Annotated in this window: 17 protein-coding genes; 9 read left to right on the forward strand and 8 right to left on the reverse strand. The window is 64.8% G+C overall.

Going from position 1 to position 20,985, the window contains the following annotated elements; all coding sequences use genetic code 11:
• Nucleotides 1-43 precede the first annotated feature (43 nt).
• Nucleotides 44-1,348 carry an MFS family transporter gene (locus Lysil_RS01250; RefSeq protein ID WP_103073770.1) on the reverse strand — a complete coding sequence of 435 codons (1,305 nt, stop codon included), beginning with the start codon at nucleotides 1,346-1,348 and terminating at the stop codon, nucleotides 44-46.
• Between the two features lie 236 nt (nucleotides 1,349-1,584).
• On the opposite strand from Lysil_RS01250, the gene rpmB reads away from it, so the two are divergent.
• The 3 genes from rpmB to Lysil_RS01265 all read left to right on the forward strand — a co-directional run bounded on the left by rpmB (nucleotide 1,585) and on the right by Lysil_RS01265 (nucleotide 5,577).
• Nucleotides 1,585-1,821, forward strand: a complete 237-nt coding sequence (gene rpmB, locus Lysil_RS01255) for a 50S ribosomal protein L28 (protein ID WP_103073771.1) — start codon at nucleotides 1,585-1,587, stop codon at nucleotides 1,819-1,821.
• Nucleotides 1,822-1,835: 14 nt separating this feature from the next.
• Nucleotides 1,836-2,000: a 50S ribosomal protein L33 gene (gene rpmG / locus Lysil_RS01260; protein WP_057659899.1), complete on the forward strand. Its 165-nt coding sequence runs from the start codon at nucleotides 1,836-1,838 to the stop codon at nucleotides 1,998-2,000.
• Nucleotides 2,001-2,124: 124 nt separating this feature from the next.
• Nucleotides 2,125-5,577, forward strand: coding sequence for a hybrid sensor histidine kinase/response regulator (locus Lysil_RS01265; RefSeq protein WP_103073772.1), 3,453 nt, complete (start codon nucleotides 2,125-2,127; stop codon nucleotides 5,575-5,577).
• A gap of 9 nt (nucleotides 5,578-5,586) precedes the next feature.
• Here the strand turns inward: Lysil_RS01265 and Lysil_RS01270 are convergent, their stop codons facing one another.
• Together Lysil_RS01270 and acs are read right to left on the reverse strand one after the other, a co-directional pair.
• Nucleotides 5,587-6,255: a response regulator transcription factor gene (locus Lysil_RS01270; RefSeq protein WP_103073773.1), complete on the reverse strand. Its 669-nt coding sequence runs from the start codon at nucleotides 6,253-6,255 to the stop codon at nucleotides 5,587-5,589.
• Nucleotides 6,256-6,262: 7 nt separating this feature from the next.
• Nucleotides 6,263-8,218, reverse strand: coding sequence for an acetate--CoA ligase (gene acs, locus Lysil_RS01275; RefSeq protein WP_103073774.1), 1,956 nt, complete (start codon nucleotides 8,216-8,218; stop codon nucleotides 6,263-6,265).
• A gap of 194 nt (nucleotides 8,219-8,412) precedes the next feature.
• Here acs and Lysil_RS01280 point away from each other — a divergent pair, with 194 nt between their 5' ends.
• The 4 genes from Lysil_RS01280 (at nucleotide 8,413) to Lysil_RS01295 (ending at nucleotide 14,276) form a co-directional block, all read left to right on the forward strand.
• Complete coding sequence (locus tag Lysil_RS01280) at nucleotides 8,413-9,906, forward strand: DcaP family trimeric outer membrane transporter (RefSeq protein ID WP_103073775.1); 1,494 nt, start codon at nucleotides 8,413-8,415, stop codon at nucleotides 9,904-9,906.
• A gap of 47 nt (nucleotides 9,907-9,953) precedes the next feature.
• On the forward strand, nucleotides 9,954-10,268 hold the full coding sequence (locus tag Lysil_RS01285; protein ID WP_103073776.1) for a DUF485 domain-containing protein: 315 nt from the start codon (nucleotides 9,954-9,956) through the stop codon (nucleotides 10,266-10,268).
• A complete protein-coding gene (locus Lysil_RS01290) occupies nucleotides 10,265-12,001 on the forward strand; it encodes a cation acetate symporter (protein ID WP_103073777.1) in 1,737 nt (578 codons plus the stop codon). The genes Lysil_RS01285 and Lysil_RS01290 overlap by 4 nt, the downstream gene beginning before the upstream one ends.
• Nucleotides 12,002-12,164: 163 nt before the next feature.
• The gene (locus tag Lysil_RS01295) at nucleotides 12,165-14,276 is read left to right on the forward strand and encodes a M13 family metallopeptidase (protein ID WP_103073778.1); all 2,112 of its coding nucleotides are present in this window, start codon (nucleotides 12,165-12,167) and stop codon (nucleotides 14,274-14,276) included.
• Nucleotides 14,277-14,347: 71 nt separating this feature from the next.
• Here the strand turns inward: Lysil_RS01295 and Lysil_RS01300 are convergent, their stop codons facing one another.
• From Lysil_RS01300 to Lysil_RS01320, 5 genes are all read right to left on the reverse strand, one after another.
• On the reverse strand, nucleotides 14,348-15,802 hold the full coding sequence (locus Lysil_RS01300; RefSeq protein ID WP_103073779.1) for a M16 family metallopeptidase: 1,455 nt from the start codon (nucleotides 15,800-15,802) through the stop codon (nucleotides 14,348-14,350).
• Nucleotides 15,799-17,151: a M16 family metallopeptidase gene (locus tag Lysil_RS01305; RefSeq protein WP_103073780.1), complete on the reverse strand. Its 1,353-nt coding sequence runs from the start codon at nucleotides 17,149-17,151 to the stop codon at nucleotides 15,799-15,801. Before Lysil_RS01305 ends, Lysil_RS01300 begins: the two co-directional genes overlap by 4 nt.
• 83 nt (nucleotides 17,152-17,234) lie before the next feature.
• Entirely contained in the window at nucleotides 17,235-17,567 is a 333-nt protein-coding gene (locus Lysil_RS01310) for an EF-hand domain-containing protein (protein WP_240600262.1), read from the reverse strand.
• A gap of 2 nt (nucleotides 17,568-17,569) precedes the next feature.
• Nucleotides 17,570-18,793 carry a DesA family fatty acid desaturase gene (locus Lysil_RS01315; protein ID WP_103073781.1) on the reverse strand — a complete coding sequence of 408 codons (1,224 nt, stop codon included), beginning with the start codon at nucleotides 18,791-18,793 and terminating at the stop codon, nucleotides 17,570-17,572.
• Nucleotides 18,794-18,891: 98 nt separating this feature from the next.
• Nucleotides 18,892-19,464: a TlpA family protein disulfide reductase gene (locus Lysil_RS01320; protein ID WP_165782335.1), complete on the reverse strand. Its 573-nt coding sequence runs from the start codon at nucleotides 19,462-19,464 to the stop codon at nucleotides 18,892-18,894.
• Nucleotides 19,465-19,514: 50 nt separating this feature from the next.
• Here Lysil_RS01320 and mutM point away from each other — a divergent pair, with 50 nt between their 5' ends.
• Complete coding sequence (mutM, locus tag Lysil_RS01325) at nucleotides 19,515-20,342, forward strand: bifunctional DNA-formamidopyrimidine glycosylase/DNA-(apurinic or apyrimidinic site) lyase (protein WP_103073783.1); 828 nt, start codon at nucleotides 19,515-19,517, stop codon at nucleotides 20,340-20,342.
• 27 nt (nucleotides 20,343-20,369) lie between these two features.
• On the forward strand, nucleotides 20,370-20,984 hold the full coding sequence (locus Lysil_RS01330) for an ECF-type sigma factor (RefSeq protein ID WP_103073784.1): 615 nt from the start codon (nucleotides 20,370-20,372) through the stop codon (nucleotides 20,982-20,984).
• The last annotated feature ends 1 nt before the right edge of the window (nucleotide 20,985 follow it).

Genomic DNA, 20,985 nt, shown 5'->3' on the forward strand with positions numbered 1-20,985 from the left:
CATCTCTGCATCCCGATGTTGCAAGCGCTCCGGGCACTTCCCCTCAGCGATCGTGATGCAGGTAGCTCGCCTGCTTCGGCAAGCGCAGGCTGACCAGCAAGGCGATCACCATCATGACTGCCACGTACCAGAAGAACGCGCTCTCGTGTCCCATCACTTTCAGGCGTAGCGCCACGTATTCAGCCGAGCCCCCGAAGATGGCGTTGGCCAGCGCGTAGGCCAGGCCGACGCCCAGCGCGCGCACCTCGGGCGGGAACATCTCCGCCTTCACGATGCCGGCGATCGAGGTGTAGAAACTCACGATCGCCAGCGCCACGATGATCAGCGCGAAGGCCGCCAGCGGGCTTTGCACCTGCTGCAATACGGTGAGGATGGGCACGATAAGCAGTGCCCCGAGCCCGCCGAACAGCAGCATGTTGTTGCGCCGGCCGATGCGATCCGACAACGCACCGAACAGTGGCTGCATGCACATGAAGACGAACAGCGCCACGGTCATCACCACGTTGGCGGTCTTGATCGGCAGATGCACCGTGTTCACCAGGTACTTCTGCATGTAGGTGGTGCAGGTGTAGAAGATCAGCGAACCGCCGGCGGTGTAGCCCAGCACGGTGAGGACGGCAGGCCAGTGATGCCGGAACAGCCCGGACAGGCTGCCGGCGTTCTTGTCGCGGCGGCTCTCGTCACTCTGCGTCTCGTGGAGCTGGCGGCGCAATTGCACGGCCACCACCGCAGTGATGGCGCCGATGACGAAGGGGATGCGCCAGCCCCACGCGTGGAGCTGGTCATCGCTGAGGAACAGTTCCAGCACCACGATCACCAGCGAGGCCAGCAACTGGCCGCCGATCAGCGTCACGTACTGGAAGGACGAGAAGAATCCGCGCTGTCCGCCCAGCGCGACCTCGCTCATGTAGGTCGCGGTGGTGCCGTATTCGCCGCCCACCGACAGGCCCTGGAATAGCCGCGCGACCAGCAGCAGCGCCGGCGCCCAGGCGCCGATCAGGGCATAGGTCGGCAGGCAGGCGATCACCAGCGAGCCGACGCACATCATCGCCACCGAGATCAGCATCGAGGTCTTGCGGCCCACTCGATCGGCGATGCGGCCAAACAGCCAACCGCCGATCGGCCGCATCAGGAAGCCGGCCGCGAACACCCCGGCGGTATTGAGCAACTGCACCGTCGGGTCGGACTTGGGGAAGAAGGCGGCGGCAAAATAGATCGACGAGAACGCGTAGACGTAGAAGTCGAACCACTCCACCAGGTTGCCCGAAGACGCACCGACGATGGCGAAGATGCGCTGGCGCCGTTCCTGGGCGGTGTACTCATGGGAACCTGGGAGGGCGGTGCTCATGCGGGGGTCTCTCCGGGATGAGGGTGCAGCCAAGCCTATCCCGTGGGGCAGATTTGCCCCCGGGCCAGATTTCTGCCATCATTTCCGGCTCGCTGCGCCCGGATCACTCCGGGTTCGCGTGCCGGCAATACGATCCCGGCCGCACCGCAGCACTCCCGCATCGTGTGGTGGAGCAATCCATCGGGGCCGCCTCCTTCCGGGCTACGGAGGGTTCAACCGACACCATGAGGTGCGCAATGTCACGAGTCTGCCAAGTCACCGGCAAGCGTACGACGACGGGTAACAACGTCTCGCACGCGATGAACAAAACCCGCCGCCGTTTCCTCCCCAACCTGCACGAGCGCCGCTTCTGGGTGGCCTCCGAAAACCGTTGGGTGAAGCTGCGCCTGTCCACCAAGGCCCTGCGCACCATCGACAAGAACGGCATCGACGCCGTGCTCGCCGAAATGCGCGCACGCGGCGACAAGGTCTGAGGAGTTAAACCACCATGGCAACCAAGCGCGACAAGATCCGCCTGATCTCCTCGGCCAACACCGGCCATTTCTACACCACCGACAAGAACAAGAAGAACACGCCCGGCAAGATGGAGATCAAGAAGTACGATCCCGTCGTCCGCAAGCATGTGATCTACAAGGAAGGCAAGATCAAGTAAGCCTTCCGCTTGTTGATGCGATACAGGAAACCCCGCTGCGAAGCGGGGTTTCTTTTTGCGCGGCGCAAAGTGCCGGCGCGCCGCGATGCCCGCATACTCGGTGGATCACCGCCCGGGAAACCCCATGCTGCCTGGCTGGATGCTGCTGCTGGCATTGATCGGATACGCCGCGCTGCTGTTCGGCGTGGCGTGGCTGGGCGATCGCCATCCGGTCTACCCGCGACTGCGCTGGCTGCGGCCGATCGTCTACAGCCTGGCGCTGGCGGTGTATTGCTCGTCGTGGACGTTCTATGGCGCGGTCGGCACCGCCGCGCGCCAAGGCATCGGCTACCTGCCGATCTATCTCGGCCCGCTGCTGATGCTGCTGTTCGGGTGGCGCATCCTCGAACGCATGGCGCTGATCGCGCAGTCGCAGAATACGGTGTCGATCGCCGACTTCCTCTCCGCGCGTTATGGCCGCTCGCAACAACTGGCGGCACTGGTCACGGTGATCGCGCTGATCGCCGCGGTGCCCTACTTCGCGCTGCAGTTCAAGGCGGTGGCGACCAGCCTCGACGTACTGCGCGGCAGCGGCTCGCGTATCACCTTGTTCGGCGATCCCGGGCTCTACGTCGCCGCGTTGATGGCGCTGTTCGCGATCCTGTTCGGCACCCGCGAGGTCGATGCCACCGAACATCGCCCCGGGATGATGCTGGCGATCGCGCTGGAATCGCTGGTGAAACTGGTCGCGCTGAGCGCGGTCGGCGTGTTCGCGATCGGCTGGCTCGGCACCCGCGATGTTCCCGTGGTCGCAGCCACGCGCGCATTGGTGGACAGCGCGCCAGCGGTCGGATTCGTCGGGCAGACGCTGCTCGCGTTCGCCGCCATCATCTGCCTGCCGCGCCAATTCCACGTCGCCGTGGTCGAGTGCGGCGACGTCGCCGACATCCGCCGCGCGCGCTGGTTGTTCGGTGCCTATCTGGTGGTGATCTGCCTGATGGTGCTGCCGATCGCCACCGCCGGCGTCGCCCTGTTCGGCCACGGCAGCCCGATCGCCGACAGCTTCGTGCTGGCGCTGCCGTTGGCGGAAAATCGCCACGCGCTGGCGATGCTGGCTTACGTCGGCGGATTCTCGGCCGCCACCGGCATGGTGATCGTCGCCAGCGTCGCACTCGCCACCATGGTCAGCAACGACATCGTGATGCCGCTGCTGCTGCGTCATCGCCGCATCGAACGCATCGGCAGCGACGTGGCATCGACAGTGCTGTGGATCCGTCGCGCCGCCATCGTCATGCTCGCCGCGCTGGCCTGGGGCTATTACCGCTTGAGCGCCAGCGAAACCGCGCTCTCCGCCTATGGCTTGATGGCTTTCGCCGCGGTCGCACAGTTCGCGCCACCGCTGATCGGCGGCCTGTACTGGCGTGGCGCCAGCCGTCGCGGCGCCGAAGCGGGATTGCTGCTGGGCTTCGGCTTGTGGATCTACACCTTGCTGCTGCCCGCACTCACCGACTCCGGCTGGTTCGCGCGCGGCTGGATCGACCACGGCCCGTTCGCCATCGGCTGGTTGCGGCCACGGCAGTTGTTCGGGTTGTCCGGTTGGGATCCGCTCACCCACGGCACCATCTGCTCGCTGCTGGCCAACATCGGCGGATTGCTGCTGGGATCGATGCGCTGGCGACCGAACCTCGACGAGCGCTTGCGCGCCTTGCCCTTCCTCGACCCCTATGCCGAACGTCGCACGCTGGCGGAAGGCGAATGGTCGGGCAACATCCAGATCGACGACCTGCTGACGCTGTCGGCGCGCGTGGTCGGCGAGCGCACCGCGCAACGCGCCTTCGAGGAACAGGCGGCCACATCGGGACAGTCGCTGCAACCCGGCGTGCAAGCCGGACGCCAGTGGATCCAGTTCACCGAACGCCTGCTCGCCGCCGCGGTGGGCGCGGCCTCGGCACGCTTGATGCTGACCAGCGTGTTGCGCGGCTCGGGCATGGAGGTCGCCGAAGTGGTGGCCGTGCTCGACGAGGCCGGGCAGGAACTGCGATTCAATCGCGAGATCCTGTCCAACACGCTGGAGAACATCGACCAGGGCGTCAGCGTGGTCGATCGCGAGATGTGCCTGGTGGCGTGGAATCGTCGCTATCAGCAGTTGTTCGGCTACCCCGATGGCATGTTGTACGTCGGTCGCCCGGTCGCCGATTTGATCCGCCACAACATCGAGCGGGGCCAGATCGGCGAAGTCAGCGAGGAGGACATCGAGGAGCAGATCGGCAAGCGCATCGGCCTGATGCGCGCCGGATCGCCGCACGTCACCGTGCGCATCCGCGGCGACGGCCGGGTGATCGAACTGCGCGGGCAATCGCTGCCGCGCGGCGGCTATGTCACCAGTTACAGCGACATCACCGAGCACGTCCATGCGCAACGCGACCTGCGCGAGATCAACGAGACGCTGGAACAACGCGTGAGCGAGCGCACGCACGAGGCGGAAGCCGCGCAGGAATCGCGATCGCGCTTCCTCACCGCAGTGAGTCACGACGTGTTGCAACCACTGAACGCCGCGCGCCTGTTCGCCTCGGCATTGCGTGAAAGCGTCGATCCCGCGGAACAACGCCATCTCGCCGAGCGTGTCGACGTATCGCTGCGTGCCGCCGAGGAATTGCTCGATGGCTTGCTCGACGTGTCGCGCCTCGATGCCGGCGCGCTGATGCCGGTGCTGCAGGACGTCGACACCTCGCAACTGCTGCACGAACTGGCCGCACAATACGCACCGATGGCCGCCGGGCGCAGCATCGACATCCGCGTGCACGCACCACGGCTGTTCGTGCGCAGCGATCGTCGCCTGCTGCGCCGCGTGCTGCAGAACTTCCTCGCCAACGCGCTGCGCTATACCCCGCGCGGCCGCATCGTGCTGGCGGCGCGCCCACGTGGAACGGAGGTCGCGCTGCAGGTCTGGGACACCGGCCCCGGCATCCCCGAACACCACATGCGCCAGATCTACGACGAGTTCCATCGCTACGAACAGGCGTTCGATTGGGACGGGCGCGGCATGGGCCTCGGCCTGTCGATCTGCCAGCGCATCTCGCGACTGCTCGACCACGCGCTGGACGTGCGCACCAGCGTCGGCCACGGCAGCATGTTCTCGATCCGGGTGCCGCGGGTGGAAGTCGACGCCTCCGCGCCATCAAGCGTGCAGCAGGCGTTGGCGACCGTTGATCCATCGCTGGTCGGGTTGCGCGTGCTGTGCGTCGACAACGATGCCGACATCCTCGCCGGCATGCGCGCATTGCTGGGACGCTGGCAGGTCGACGTGCTGTGTGCGGCGACCATCGACGAAGCCTTGGCGCTGACCGCGCAATCACCTGAAGTATTGCTGGTCGATTACCACCTGCACGATCGCATGGATGGCCTCGACACATTGACCGCGCTGCAGGCGTTGTGCCCAGACGCGCGTGGTGCCCTGCTCACCGCCGATGGCAGCGACGCCCTGAAGCAGCGCGCGCGCGAACGCCATGTGCAAGTGCTGACCAAACCGGTGAAGCCGGCATCGTTGCGCGCGTTCCTGGCGGCGCGGCGCGTCGTGCGCGGCGCCACCATCGCCTGAGCAGCGGCGTCACTCGATCTCGTCGAACTGCACCTGTACCGCATCGGGTTCGACCGCGAGTTTCCCCGCCATCAGCACCGCCTGGGTGCGATTGCTGGCGCCGAGCTTGCGCAGGATCGCGCTCATGTGCGCCTTCACCGTCGCCTCCGAGACGCCAAGCTCGTAACCGATCTGCTTGTTGAGCAGGCCCGCGCCGAGCATCTGCAACACCCGGAACTGTTGTGGCGTCAGTTCGCGCACGCGCGCGGCGACGGCATGCTCCTCGTCGCTCGCGGGCGCTGCCGCCAGTGCGGCTTCCGGCACCCAGCGTTCGCCGTCCAATACCTGCTGCAAGGCGTGGGCCAGGGTCGCCGCATCGGACGACTTGGGAATGAAGCCGACCGCGCCATGATCGAGTGCGCGGCGCATCACCGCCGGCTCCTCGCGCGCCGAGACCATCACCACCGGCAATTGCGGATGCATCGCCCGCAGGTGCACCAGCGCGGAAAATCCGTGCACGCCCGGCATGTTGAGGTCGAGCAGCAGCAGGTCGGCGTCGGGATGCGCTTCCACCATCGCGTACAGCGCATCGGCGTTTTCCGCCTCGTCGATGCGCGCCTGCGGCAACAATCGCGCGACCACGCCGCGCAAGGCTTCGCGGAACAACGGGTGATCGTCGGCGATCAGCAGCGTGGACACGCGGGCGTCACTGCACCTTGCGTTCCGCCACCAGCGACGCGACCACGGTGGGATCGGCCAGCGTGCTGGTATCGCCCAACTGGTCGGGTGCGTTCTCGGCGATCTTGCGCAGGATGCGTCGCATGATCTTGCCACTGCGCGTCTTCGGCAGGCCCGGCGCCCATTGCAGATGATCGATCGTCGCGATCGGGCCGATCTCCTTGCGCACGTGCGTGTTCAATTCCTTCTGCAATTCATCGCTGCCGTCGACGCCATCCTTCAAGGTCACGTAGGCGTAGATGCCCTGGCCCTTGATGTCGTGCGGGAAACCGACCACCGCCGCTTCCGCCACTTTCGGGTGGCTGACCAGCGCCGATTCCACTTCCGCGGTGCCGATGCGATGGCCGCTGACATTGATGACGTCATCGACGCGCCCGGTGATCCAGTAGTAACCATCGGCGTCGCGACGGCAACCATCGCCGGTGAAATACATGCCGGGATAGGTCTTGAAATAGGTGTCGATGAAGCGCTGGTGGTCGCCGTAGACCGAGCGCATCTGTCCCGGCCACGAATCGAGCAGGACGAGGTTGCCTTCGGTCGCGCCATCGAGGATGGCACCGTTGGCATCGACCAATGCCGGCTGCACGCCGGGCAGCGGCAATGTCGCCGAACCGGGTTTGGCGTCGACCGCACCGGGGACCGGCGAGATCAGGATGCCGCCGGTTTCGGTCTGCCACCAGGTATCGACGATCGGGCAACGACTGTCGCCGACCACGGTGTAATACCAGCGCCACGCTTCCGGATTGATCGGTTCACCGACGCTGCCGAGCAGGCGCAACGATGCCCGCGAGGTACGTTTCACCGGCGCGTCGCCTTCGCGCATCAAGGCGCGGATCGCCGTCGGCGCGGTGTAGAAGATCGTGACCTTGTGTTTGTCGATCACCTGCCAGAAGCGCGAGGAATCCGGCCAGCTGGGAATGCCTTCGAAGATCACCGTGGTCGCGCCGTTGGCCAGCGGGCCGTAGACGATGTAGCTGTGTCCGGTCACCCAGCCGACGTCGGCGGTGCACCAGAAAATGTCGTCTTCGCGCAGGTCGAAAATCAGTTCGTGGGTGTAACTGACGAACACCAGATAGCCACCGGTGGTATGCAGCACGCCCTTCGGTTTGCCGGTGGAACCCGAGGTGTAGAGGATGAACAGCGGATCCTCGGCGTTCATCCGTTCCGGTTCGCAGGTGTCCGGCTGGCTGTCGACCACGGCATCGAACCAGCGGTCGCGCGGCATCTGCATGTCGACCGCGCCACCGGTATGGCGCAACACCAGCACCGTCTCCACCGAATTGGTGCCCGGCAGTTTCAGCGCGGCGTCGACATTCGCTTTGAGCGGAACGGTCTTGCCGCCGCGACGGCCTTCGTCAGCGGTGATGACCAGCTTGCTGCCGCAATCGGCGATGCGATCGGCGATGGAATTGGGTGCGAATCCGCCGAACACCACCATGTGCACCGCACCGATGCGCGCGCAGGCCAGCATCGCCACCGCGGCGTCGGGAATCATCGGCAGGTAGATGGTGACGCGATCGCCCTTCTTCACCCCGAGGTTGCGCAAGGCATTGGCGAGCTTGCACACGCGCACGTACAGCTCGCGATAGGTGATGGTTTGCGACGGCGTGTTCGGATCATCCGGCTCGAAGATGATCGCCGGCTTGTCGCCACGCGTGACGAGATGGCGATCGAGGCAACTGACGCTGGCGTTGAGTTCGCCGTCCTCGTACCACTTGATGCGGAAATCGTCGAGCTGATAGCTGACGTTGCGGATCTTGGTCGGCTTGCGCAACCATTCCACGCGTTCCGCGACCTTGCCCCAGAATGCGTCGGGGTCGGCCACCGAAGCGACATAGTCGGCTTGGCTGACGGTCTTGTTCCTGCGCGCCATCGCGGAAAATTCGGCGCTGGCCGGATAGATGTCGGCGTCGTGGTCACTCATGGTGTTCTCCGTGCAAAATTCGTCTGTGCGGCGTGAAGTGTGCCGCATCCATCGTGTGGCGATGCAACAACCGGCTTAGACCTTGGTCGTAGGGCGCGTATTCGACCAAAGACGAATAGGCAGCGCCCACCCCGCGGCGCAGTCTGCGATTGCCGTGCCCTGCACGGAGCCCAAACCTTGCTCGGGGATTGAACATGAAACGTTTCAGCATTCGTACGCCGCTGGCGCTCGCGATCGCCATGACGCTGGCCTCGCCCGGCGCGCTCGCCGCCACCAAGAAGGAAAAAGAGCTGGAAGCGCGCATCGCGCAGCTGGAAGCCCAGGTTCATGCGCTGGTGAACGCGCAGCAGCAACAACAGACGCAACTCGACACCACCAGGGCGGACGCTGTCGATGCCAAGGTGCAGGTCGCGGACACCAAGAGCGAGCTCGACAAGTTGAAGGCGTCGCAACCGGCGCCGTTGCCTGCCGGCAAGCAGCCGATCCAGCGCACGACCATCAGCACCGCAGCCAATCCCAATACCACCTTCTCCTACGGCGGTTTCATCAAGCTCGATGCGATGGCGACCGATACCAATGGCGGCAAGATCGCCGATGGCAGTTCCGGCCGCCTGTTTTACGTGCCGAGCACCATTCCGGTGGTGGCCACGGCCGGCGCGCGGAACCCCAATCCGAAACCCAGCGCGTACACCGATGTCAACGCCAATTTCTCGCGCTTCTGGTTCAGCGCGGATACCGTCACCGAGGGCGGCAACAAGTTCAAGGGTTATGTGGAAATGGACTTCTTCGGCGGCGGCAATGCCTTCTTCAACGGCAACGTCGCCAACACCTTGAATGGCAACGAGACATCCACCAATACCTATGCCGTGTCATTGCGCCACGCCTACGTGCAATGGAACAACTGGCTGGCCGGCCAGACCTGGAGCAATTTCCAGGACGTGGCGGCGCTGCCCGACGCGGTCGACTTCGTCGGCCCCACCGATGGCACCATCTTCGTGCGCCAGCCACAGGTGCGTTACACCAAGGGTGGCTGGTCGTTCTCCCTCGAGAATCCGCAGACCACGCTCGGCAACGTCGCCACCGGCACGCGCCTCGCCAACACCGGCGACAACGTACTGCCCGACCTCACCGCGCGCTACATGACCCAAGGCGGCTGGGGCCACTTCTCGGTCGCCTTGCTGGCGCGTGAGTTCAAGTACCAGGGCAAGACGCCGACCGGCGCCTATCTGAACGCCAAGACGGCGTCCGGTGGCGCGATCAGCGTCGCCGGCACCTTCAACATGGGCAAGAACGACGACATTCGCTACATGCTCAACGGTGGCAGCGGCATTGGTCGTTACATGGCCTTCGGGCTCGGTGCCGACAGCGTGATCGATGCCAACGGCAACCTGCACGCACTGGATGGCACTGGCGGCTACATCGCATGGCATCACGCGTTCAGCCCGAAACTGCGCAGCAACCTGATGTATTCCGAATCCTCCTTCAGCAACGATCACGGCCTGGCAGGCTGGGGCCTGGCAAGCGGGATCGTCACCAAATCGGCGCAGTCGGTACACGCCAACCTGATCTACAGCCCGTTCCCGAAGCTGGACATCGGCACCGAATTGACCTGGGGCGAGCGCAAGCTGGAGAACAGGCAAAAGGGTGACCTCAAGCGCCTGCAGGCCACGGTGAAATACAGCTTCTGACCGCGCAGTTCCCGCATGACAACCACGACAACGAAGGAATCCGCACGATGAACGCCACCGGTGATCCCCGCATCGACCGCATCGCGGCCAGCCCGCTCTATCAGGAGCTGAAACACAAGCGCAACACGCTGGGATGGACGCTCACGATCCTGATGCTGATCGCCTATTTCGGCTACATCGGCCTGATCGCCTTCGACAAGGCGTTCCTGGCACAACCGATCGGCGATGGCGTCAGCACCATCGGCATCCCGATCGCGATCGGCTTGATGGTGTTCACCATTTTGCTCACCGGCTTCTACGTGCGTCGCGCCAACAACGAATTCGACCGTCTCGCCGCACAGGTGCTGGAGGAAACCCGATGAGCCGCCATTCCCGGCTGTCCCGCCTGATGCTGTCGGCGATACTGGCACTGTTCGCCGGCAGTGCCTTCGCCGCCGGTGGCGACATCGGCCAGACCACGAAACAACCGACCAACTGGATCGCGATCGGCATGTTCGTGGCGTTCGTCGGCATGACCCTGTGGATCACCAAGTGGGCGTCGAAGCGCACGCGTTCAGCCGCCGATTTCTACACCGCGGGCGGCGGCATCACCGGCTTCCAGAACGGCCTCGCCATCGCCGGCGACTACATGTCGGCGGCGTCGTTCCTCGGCATCACCGCTGCGGTGATGAAGGACGGTTACGACGGCCTGATCTATGCACTCGGATTCCTCGTCGGCTGGCCCATCCTCACCTTCCTGATGGCGGAGCGCCTGCGCAACCTCGGCAAGTTCACCTTCGCCGATGTCGCCGGCTACCGTTTCCAGCAAAAACCCATTCGAATGTTCGCCGCCGCCGGCACGCTGGTGGTGGTGGCGTTCTACCTGATTGCGCAGATGGTTGGCGCCGGCGCGTTGATCAAGCTGCTGTTCGGCCTCGACTACTGGGTTGCGGTGGTGTTGGTCGGTGTATTGATGATGGTCTACGTGTTGTTCGGCGGCATGACCGCGACGACCTGGGTGCAGATCATCAAGGCCGGCATGTTGTTGTGCGGTGTCACCTTCATGGCCTTGATGGTGATGTCGCGCTTCGGCTTCAGTTTCGAAAAACTGTTCGAGGCTGCGGTGAACGTCAAGACGCAGGTCGCGGCAGCGGCAGGCAAATCGCCGGAGGAGGCGCACAAGGCGGGATTGGCGATCATGGGACCGGGCGGATTCGTCAAGGACCCGATCTCGGCGATTTCCTTCGGCATGGCGCTGATGTTCGGCACCGCCGGACTTCCGCACATCCTGATGCGTTTCTTCACCGTCCCCGATGCCAAGCAGGCGCGCAAGTCGGTGCTGTGGGCAACGACGTGGATCGGCTACTTCTACATCCTCATCTTCATTATTGGCTTTGGTGCGATCGCGCTGGTGCTGACCAATCCGGAAACCTCCGATGTCGCCAAGGGCGTGATCAAGGGTGGCGCCGGTGCGGCCAACATGGCGGCGGTGCTGGTCGGCAAGATGGTCGGCGGCAATGTCTTCATGGGCTTCATCTCGGCGGTGGCGTTCGCGACCATCCTCGCGGTGGTGGCCGGATTGACGCTGTCGGGTGCGTCGGCGGTCTCGCACGATCTCTACGCAACGGTGATCAAGCAGGGCAATCCGGCGCCGGGATCGGAGCTGAAGGTCTCGCGCATCACCACGATCATCCTCGGCATCGTCGCGGTGCTGCTCGGCATCGCCTTCGAGAAGCAGAACGTCGCCTTCATGGTGTCGCTGGCCTTCGCGATCGCGGCCTCGGCCAACTTCCCGGTGCTGATCCTGTCGTTGCTGTGGAAGAACTGCACCACGCGCGGCGCGGTGATCGGCGGCTCGCTCGGCCTGATCACTTCGCTGGTGCTGACGCTGCTGTCGCCATCGGTGTGGGAAGCCACGCTCGGCCACGCCAAGGGCTCGGCGCCATTCCCCTACACCTCGCCGGCGCTGTTCTCGATGACCATCGCGTTCGTGTCGATCTGGCTGTTCTCGATCACCGACAAGAGCGCGAACGCCAAGCGCGAACGTGCCGCCTATGAAGCCCAGGAAGTCCGCGCGGAAACCGGGCTGGGCGCAACCAAGGCCAGCGGTCACTGACTCCAGGCGCATTGCGCCATCCGCCCATTACCTCCCTGGATGGGCACTCTGGACGCCGGCTTAGGCCGGCGTTTTTTTGTGGGTGTGGCGATGACTTCCTGCACATGCCGTCCAGACCAATCGGCGCACACTCGCGGACTGCCCCTCCCGCAAGGTGATCTGCATGAATACGCATCCCCTCCGCCACACCGTGCTGGCGCTCGCCATCCTCGGCACGCTGGCCGCCTGCAAGCCCAACGCCTCCGCGCCCGCCACCGATGCCAACACACCTGCGAAAGCCGCGGCGCCGGCAGCGGCACCGGCCGGCGGCATCGATCTTGCCGGCATCGACAAGTCGGTGAAACCCGGCGACGACTTCGACAACTACGCCAACGGCACCTGGGCGAAGACCGCCGAGATTCCCGCCGACCGTTCCGCCACCGGTTCGTTCCTCGATGTGTTCAACAAGGCCGAACAGCGCGAGAAGGAGCTGGTCCAGGGCATCGCGGCATCAAAGCCCGCCGCCGGCAGCGACGAGGCGCGCATCGCCAATGCCTACAACGCCTTCATGGACACCGCCGGCATCGAACAACGCGGACTGGCGCCGCTGAAGCCTGAGCTCGACAGCATCGACGGCATCAAGGACAAGGCCGCGCTCGCGCAATATCTCGGCGCCGGCATGCGCGCCGACGTCGACCCGCTCAACGCCACCAACTATCACACCGACCACCTGTTCGGCCTGTTCGTGTCGCAGGGCCTGACCGATCCGTCGAAGAACGTCGCCTATCTGTTGCAAGGCGGCCTTGGCCTGCCCGATCGCGACTACTACCTGTCGAACGACAAGGCGATGGTCGAGATTCGCGGCAAGTACGAAACCTACATCGGCGCGCTGTTGAAACAGGCCGGCATCGCCGACCCTGATGCCAAGGCGAAGCAGATCATGGCGCTCGAGACGCAGATCGCCAAGGCGCATGCCCCGCTCACCGACAGCGACAACGTGCACAAGGCCAACAACCTGTGGGCGACGGCCGATTTCGCCAAGAAGGCACCGGGCCTCGACTGGTCTGCGTACTTCAAGGCCGCGGGACTCGATGGCCAGCCTGCGATCGATGCATGGCACCCGCAGGCCGTCACCAAACTCGCCGCGCTGGTCGGCAGCCAGCCGATCGATGCGTGGAAGGCGTGGCTGGCATTCCATGCCATCGACGACAACACGGCGTTCCTGCCCAAGGCCTTCGACGATCTCGGCTTCGCATTCCATGGCACCGCGCTCAACGGCATCCCGCAGCAGCGCGAACGCTGGAAGCGCGCCCTCACGATGACCGATGGCCTGCTTGGCGATGCCATCGGCAAGCGTTACGTCGAGAAATATTTCCCGGCGTCCTCGCGCGAACAGATCACCCAGTTGGTGAACAACCTGCTGGCGGTATTCCCGGAGCGCATCGACAAGCTCGACTGGATGAGCCCGGAAACCAAGGCCAAGGCGAAAGCCAAGGTCGCAGCGATCAAGGTCGGCGTCGGCTATCCCGATACCTGGCGCGATTATTCGCAATTGGAAATCAAGGCCGACGATCCGCTGGGCAATGCCGAGCGCGCCGGACTGGCCGAATACCAGCACCAGATCGCCAAGCTCGGCAAGGCGCCCGACCGTGGCGAGTGGTGGATGACACCGCAAACCGTCAACGCGGTGAACCTGCCGCTGCAGAACGCGCTGAACTTCCCGGCGGCGATCCTCGAAGCGCCGTTCTTCGATCCCAAGGCCGATGCCGCGGTGAACTACGGTTCGATCGGCGCGACGATCGGCCACGAGATCAGCCACAGTTTCGACAACCTCGGCGCCGATTTCGATGCCGAAGGCCGCATGGCCAACTGGTGGACACCGGCCGACTCCGCGCACTTCAAGGCATCGGGACAGAAACTCGCGGCGCAGTACGACACCTACGAAGCGCTGCCGGGCCTGCACGTGAAGGGTGAACAGACCTTGGGCGAGAACATCGCCGATCTCGCCGGCCTCGCGGTGGCCTACGACGCGTACCACAAGTCGCTCAACGGCAAGGACGCACCGGTGATCGACGGCATGACCGGCGACCAGCGCTTCTTCCTCGCCTTCGCGCAGAGCTGGCGCACCAAGATGCGCGATGCCACCCTGCGCAACCGCATCGCCACCGACGTCCATGCACCGGCGCGATTCCGCATCATGACCGTGCGCAACATCGATGGCTGGTACGCGCCGTTCAACGTCGTCGCCGGGCAGAAGATGTATCTCGACCCCAAGGATCGCGTGCGGATCTGGTGATCCGCGTCGTCATCCCTGCAACGAAAACGGGCGCCGCAAGGCGCCCGTACCGTTTGCTGCCACCAGAACCGTTATTTCCCGCGCAAATCGGCGCTGTCAAGATCGACCTTGTCGAACGGAATCGTCACCGCATCGGGATGGGCCTTGCGCAAGGCCTCGCCGAACTGGCCGGCATCGCCAACCACCACGATTGCCGAGTGGGCGGGATCGAGATGCGCATGTGCGTACTGCCGAACCTGCGCCGGCGTCACCGCCTGCACGCGATCGACGTAACGCGCGACTTCCGCCAGGTCGATGCCCTGCACCGCGAGCGCGCCGACGGTACCGGCAAGTCCCTGCGTGGTCTGCAGGCTGCGTCCGTAATCACCGACCAGCGTCGCCTTGCGCGCGGCCAGTTCGTCGGCGGGCACCGCTGCGTCACCGAGTCGCAACGCTTCGCCGCGCATCAGGTCGACCACCTGCGGCGCCGACGGATTCTTGGTCTGCGCACCGGCGCTCCACAGTCCACTGGTGCGACGTGGATCGAAACGACTCGATGCACCGTAGGACAGTCCGCGCTTGATGCGGATTTCCTGATTCAACCGCGCCGAATAGGAACCACCGAGTACCGCATTGGCGACTTGTCCACTGAAATAACCGGGATCGGCACGATCGGGCGCGGGACTGGCCAAGGCGACGCCGGCCTGGCCGGCACCGTGCTGATCGATCACCAGCAACGTCGGGAGATGCGCGTCGGCTCGTCCCGCCGGTGCCGCCGCCAGCGCTTGCGCCGGTTTCGCCCAACTGGCGAACGCGGCCTGCGCCAACTGCAATGATTGCTGCGGGGTGATGTCGCCAGCCAACACCAGCACCGCGTTGTCGGGGCGATAGACCTGCGCGTGCAATGCGACGACATCGTCGCGGGTGATGCGCGCCAGCGATGCCGGCGTGCCCGTGCGCGAATGTCCGTAGGCACCGGCGCCGAACACCAGTCGCGCGCCGGCGAGGCTGGCCATCGACATCGGGCGACTCAACTGCTGGCGCAGGTCATCGAGCGCCTGTGCGCGGGCGCGATCGAGTTCGTCCTGCGCCAGTGTCGGTTGTTCCACCACGTCGGCGAGCAACGACAACGCCGCCGCCAATTTCGGCGTGGTCACCGTCATGCCGACGCCGCTGTTGTCCCAGCCGGCACTGCTGCCGAGCGAACCACCGAGTTCATCGGCGGCTTGCGCGAGATCGCTGGCATTGCGTCCGCCCGCGCCTTTCGTCAGCAATGTCGCGGTGAGATCGGCAAGTCCGGCCTTGCCTACGGGATCCAGTTCGCCGCCACGGCGCAGCAGCAATTCCGCGGTGACCAGCGGCAAGCCCGGACGCGCGACGGTGATCACTTCCATGCCATTCGCCAACACTTGCCGCACTGGCGTCGGAATCGACAATTTCGGCGCGGAACCGGGCGCCGGCGGCGTCGACGGGAAATCGGCCGCCGTCGCCGAGGCGCAGGCAATCACCAGCGCGCAGGCGAGCGCGGAAATCTTCAACGAAGTCATGGCGCGGCTCCCTTCACGGCAGCCTTGGCCGGCTGGTAATCGACGGTGACGCGATGTGCGTCGAGGACGTAACGCTTCAGCACGCGCTGCACATCGGCGCTTGTGACCGCCTGCAATACGACGAGATCGCTGTTGGCGCGCGCGGCGTCGCCTTCCTGCAACACCGCACTGCCGAGCGCGAAGGCCTTGCCTTCCGCGGTCTGGCGACGCTCGAGTTGGCTGGTGAGCAATTGCGTCTTGACCTTGTCGAGTTCGGCGGCGGGAATCGGTCCATCGGCGAGCTTGCGCACTTCGTCGAGGAGCATCTTCTCGGCTTCGCCGGTCTGGTGCCCGCTCGCCATCACCGCCGTCAGCACGAACAGTCCCGGCCCCACGCGCGAATCGACTTGGGCGTCGGCGCTCTGCGCGACCTGCGTGCGATACACCAGCGACTGGTTGAGGCGCGACGATTCGCCGTGCGACAACAACGCCGCAGCGACTTCCAGCGGCACGATGTCGGCATCGGCGGCGGGTGGGATCAGCCACGTCATCGCCACCGCCGGTAGCGGCGCGGTTTCGCTGGTCAGCGCGACACGCGTGTCGGCCGTGCGTGCCGGTTCGACCGCGGTGACTTTCGGGATCGCCGAGGTCGGCCTGGCAATCCCGGTGAAATATTCATCCACCCAGCCATCAAGTTGCTTCTGGTCGAAATCGCCGGCAACGATCAGCGTCACGTTGTCGGGACGATAGAACGTGTCATGGAACGCAACGACATCGGCAAGCGAGGATGCTTCGAGTTCCTCGATGTTGCCGATGGTCGGCCGCTTGTACGGATGCACGCGGTAGGACGACGGATCCAGCGCGTTGTAGAGGCGACCATAGGGATTGGCGAGCACGCTCTGGCGATATTCCTCTTCCACCACCGCGCGTTCCGACTTGAAATTGGCCTCATCGACCTTGAGGTTGGACAGGCGTTCCGCTTCCGCCCACAACAGGCGTTGCAGGTGATTGGACGGGACCATCTCGTAATAATTGGTGATGTCGCTGCCGGTGCTGGCGTTGTTGTAGCCGCCGACATCTTCGGTCATGCGATCCATCTGTTCCGGCTTCATGTTCCTGGTGCTCTTGAACATGATGTGTTCGAACAGGTGGGCGAACCCCGAGCGCGATTGCGGATCGTCCTTCGAGCCGACGTGGTACCACATCTGCACGCTCACGGTCGGGCTGGAGTGATCCTCGACCGACAACACCTGCAAGCCGTTGGCCAGGGTGCGCTCGTGATACCGGATCGGCGGAACGGCGAGGGTTTGCGCCGCCAGTGCCACGGGCAGCAGGCAGGCGAGCATGGTCAATGGAGTTCGCAGGCGCATCGGAGTCCCGATTGTGGGGGAACAGTCGTCCACCCTAGCCGTGCGGCGTGAAGGATTCCACTCCCAGAAGTCAGGGCCCGGGGTCAGCGCGGCGGCGCGGCCAGTTCCTTCGCATCCAGCACGCCGTCGTGATTGCGGTCGAGCTTGCGGAACTGTTCGGCCAATTGCCGGCGATACTGCTCACGGGTGATGGTCTTGCCGCGACCGCCGGGCTGCTCGTCCGGCGTCAGGACGCCATCGTGATTGCGATCCATGCGATCGAAGGCGTAACACAGCCAGTCCTGATATTCGGACAACTGCACCTTGCCATCATGGTTGGCGTCCATCAGGCGCAGGTAATCACTCACCCCACGCACCTGCGCCAGCGCGGACAGCGGCAGCAAACACATTGCCGCGATCCACGCCGTGCAGCGCATCGTCACGCAGGCATCGCCGACGATGCCCCGCGCAATGCATAACCACGCAGTCGCGCCGCGAATACCTGCAGCGAACGACTGCCACTGGCTTCGGCTTCGCTGCACCACGCCTGCAGTCGCGCGAGCGTTTCCGCGGCGCTCTGGCCGCGCGCTTCCAGCACCGCGGCGAGTTGCGCGCGCTTCTCGATCAAGGTGCGGATGCGCGGGGAATCTGCCACCCATTGCTCCAGCTGCGCACGTGAATCCGGCGACAACCAGCGACCTTCATCCGCCAACCCGTGACGCAGCTTGCGCGGCAGCAGGCGACTCAGCTTGGTGTCGCGCGCGGCGGCTTCCTCCTGCAACGCCGGCTTGACCACGTGGCGATGGAAATCGGTCATCGCCTGGAAACGATGCGCCAGCAGCGCCTTCAACGTGTCCATGTCGGGCACGCGGATGTTGGGGCGGATGTTGAGCGTCGGCGCGACACGCAGCACTTTCGCCAGACGCACCGACTGGAACGTGCGGATCGCCGCCCAGCCGATGTCGAATTCCCACTTGCGCAGCGCGAACTTGGCCGAACTAGGGAAGGCGTGGTGATTGTTGTGCAGTTCCTCGCCACCGACCCACACGCCCCACGGCGACAGATTGGTCGCGGTATCGCTGGTGTGGAAATTGCGATAGCCCCACCAGTGGCCGAGGCCGTTGATCACGCCGGCCGCCCATAACGGGATCCACGCCATCTGGATCGCCCACGCGGCGACGCCCTTGGCGCCGAACAGGAACGCCAGCACGAACAGCAGCACGACGACGCCGCTGGTCGCCCAACGCGTATAGAGATTGCGTTCGATCCAGTCGTCCGGGCAGCCCTTGCCGTACTGGTCGATCGCGGCGCGATCGGCGCGCGCTTCGCGATAGAGTTCAACACCGTTCCAGAACACCTTGCCGATGCCCTTGTACATCGGGCTGTGCGGATCTTCCTCGGTCTCGCACTTGGCGTGATGCTTGCGATGGATCGCCGCCCATTCGCGCGCGATCATCGCCGTCGTCAGCCACGACCAGAAACGGAACACGTGGGCGATGGCGGGATGGAAATCCACGCCGCGGTGCGCCAGCGAACGATGCAGGTAGAGCGTCACCGAAAAGATGGTGAGCTGGGTGGCGAGCAGGAGGTAGAGGGCGAGGACGCCCCAGCCGGCTCCGGTGAAGCCGCTGGCGATGAAATCGAGCATCGGGGAGGAACACATGGGGAAGAAGAACCGCCATGTTGACGCTTCCGCGCGCCGCCGTCACCTCCATGCGCCAGCGTATTCAGCCTGCATGGCTGCAGCCCATGCCGGACGGTTCAGCCTGCGGGCTTGGCCGACGCCGCCGCAGCCTGCTGACGCTGTTGTTCTGCAGTGATGACCTTGTTGATATCGGCGATCACGTCGCCCATCCCGCCTTCCCCGTAGCCGACATGGTGCGCGACCACCTTGCCCTGCAGGTCGATGATCCACAGGTTCGGAATGCTCTTCACCCCATAACCATCGGCGATATCGCCATCGCGATCACGCGCCAGCGTCATGGTGTAACCGGACATCTGTCGCGTCATCGCGCGGTACTCATCGATCTCGTCTTTCCAGTTGACGGCGATCACTTTCAGGAACTTGTCGCCCGCCTGCTTCTGCAGGGCTTCCAGTTGCGGCAATTCCTTGCGGCAGGGACCGCACCACGACGCCCAGAAAGTGATGACGACGATCTTGTTGCCGCGATAGCTGGCGAGATCGACCACCTGGTCCTTGCGATCCTTGCCCAGCAACGTGGTGGATGGCATATCGCCGATATTCGGCACTGCCACCGGCACGCCCGCGCGCACCGGCAGCGCAAGACCCGCGGCCAAGCCCAGCCCCAACAGACCGATCCATGCATTGCGCATATGCTTCCTCCCCATGAAGTTCCCGGAGTGTACTGAATCGGTGGACGGCGATGCCTGAACTCCCCGAGGTCGAAACCACCCGTCGCGGCCTGTTGCCACATGTGGTCGGACGCCGCGTGCGCAAAATGATCCTGCGTCGCCCCGACCTGCGCCTGCCGATTCCGCCCGAGTTGCCGAAGCTGCTGCGCGATCAACCGATCCTCGACATTTCGCGCCGCGCCAAGTACCTGCTGATGGAGACCGGGCGCGGCAGCGCGTTGTGGCATCTCGGCATGTCGGGCAGCTTGCGGGTGCTGCCCGCAGCGACGCCGTTGCGTGCGCACGATCATGTCGATGTCGAACTCGACTCCGGGCACGTGTTGCGCTTCAACGATCCGCGCCGTTTCGGACTGCTGCTGTGGCAACCGCTGGGCACGATCCATCCGCTGCTGCAGTCGCTTGGCCCGGAACCGTTATCCGATGATTTCGATGGCGTGGCTTTCAATGGGGATCATCTGTTCCGCTTGAGCCGTGGCCGCAGCGCGCCGGTGAAAACCTTCCTGATGGATCAATCGGTGGTGGTCGGCGTCGGCAACATCTATGCGGCGGAAGCGTTGTTCGCCGCCGGCATCGCACCGACGCGCGAGGCCGGCAAGGTGTCGCTCGATCGTTATCGCAAGCTCGCCGATGCGGTGCGCGTCATCCTCGCCCATGCCATCGATCGCGGTGGCACCACGTTGCGCGATTTCATCAGTCCCGATGGCCTGCCCGGCTATTTCGAGCAGGAATTGCTGGTCTATGGTCGCGGTGGCGAACCCTGTCGCGTGTGCGGTCGCCGCTTGCGCGAGGATCGCATCGGCCAGCGCGCCAGCGTGTGGTGCTCGCATTGCCAGAGATGAAACGCGCTCCGTTCATCCCGTCCCGCTATGCTGGACCTCCAACCCGCAAGCCGCGCCCTGACCGTGCCTGATCCCACCGCCCACGATGGCATCACCCGCTGGCTGGATGAAGCTCGTGGCGGCGATCGCGCGGCGCTCGATCGCGTGCTGCAGACGCTGTACGCGGAACTGCATGCGATGGCGCAGCGACAACTGCGGCAACCCGCCGACGACGAGACGCTCGATCCCACCGCGCTGGTGCACGAGGCCTACATCAAGCTGGTCGGGCAGCAGGCCGACTTCGCCGACCGCGCCGGCTTCTTCGCCTACGCCGCCTCGGCCATGCGCAGCGTGGTGGTCGATCACGCCCGCAGCCGGCTCGCGCTGAAACGCGGCGGCGGCGATGCAGTGCAACGCATCGCCGAACTACCGCAGATTGCCGACGACGGCTTGCGTCTCGACGAAGACCTGCTATCACTCGACGCCGCACTGACCCAACTCGCCGCCCTCGACGAACACCTCGCACAGGTGGTGGAACTGCGCTACTTCGCCGGACTCTCGGAAACGCAGATCGCCGAACTCACCAAACGTTCCGAACGCAGCGTGCGCCGCGATTGGCAGAAAGCGCGGATGTTCCTGCTGGACATGCTGCAGGGCCGCTGAT

Source organism: Solilutibacter silvestris, from assembly GCF_002895945.1.
In the GTDB taxonomy this organism is placed as follows: Bacteria; Pseudomonadota; Gammaproteobacteria; order Xanthomonadales; family Xanthomonadaceae; genus Solilutibacter; species Solilutibacter silvestris.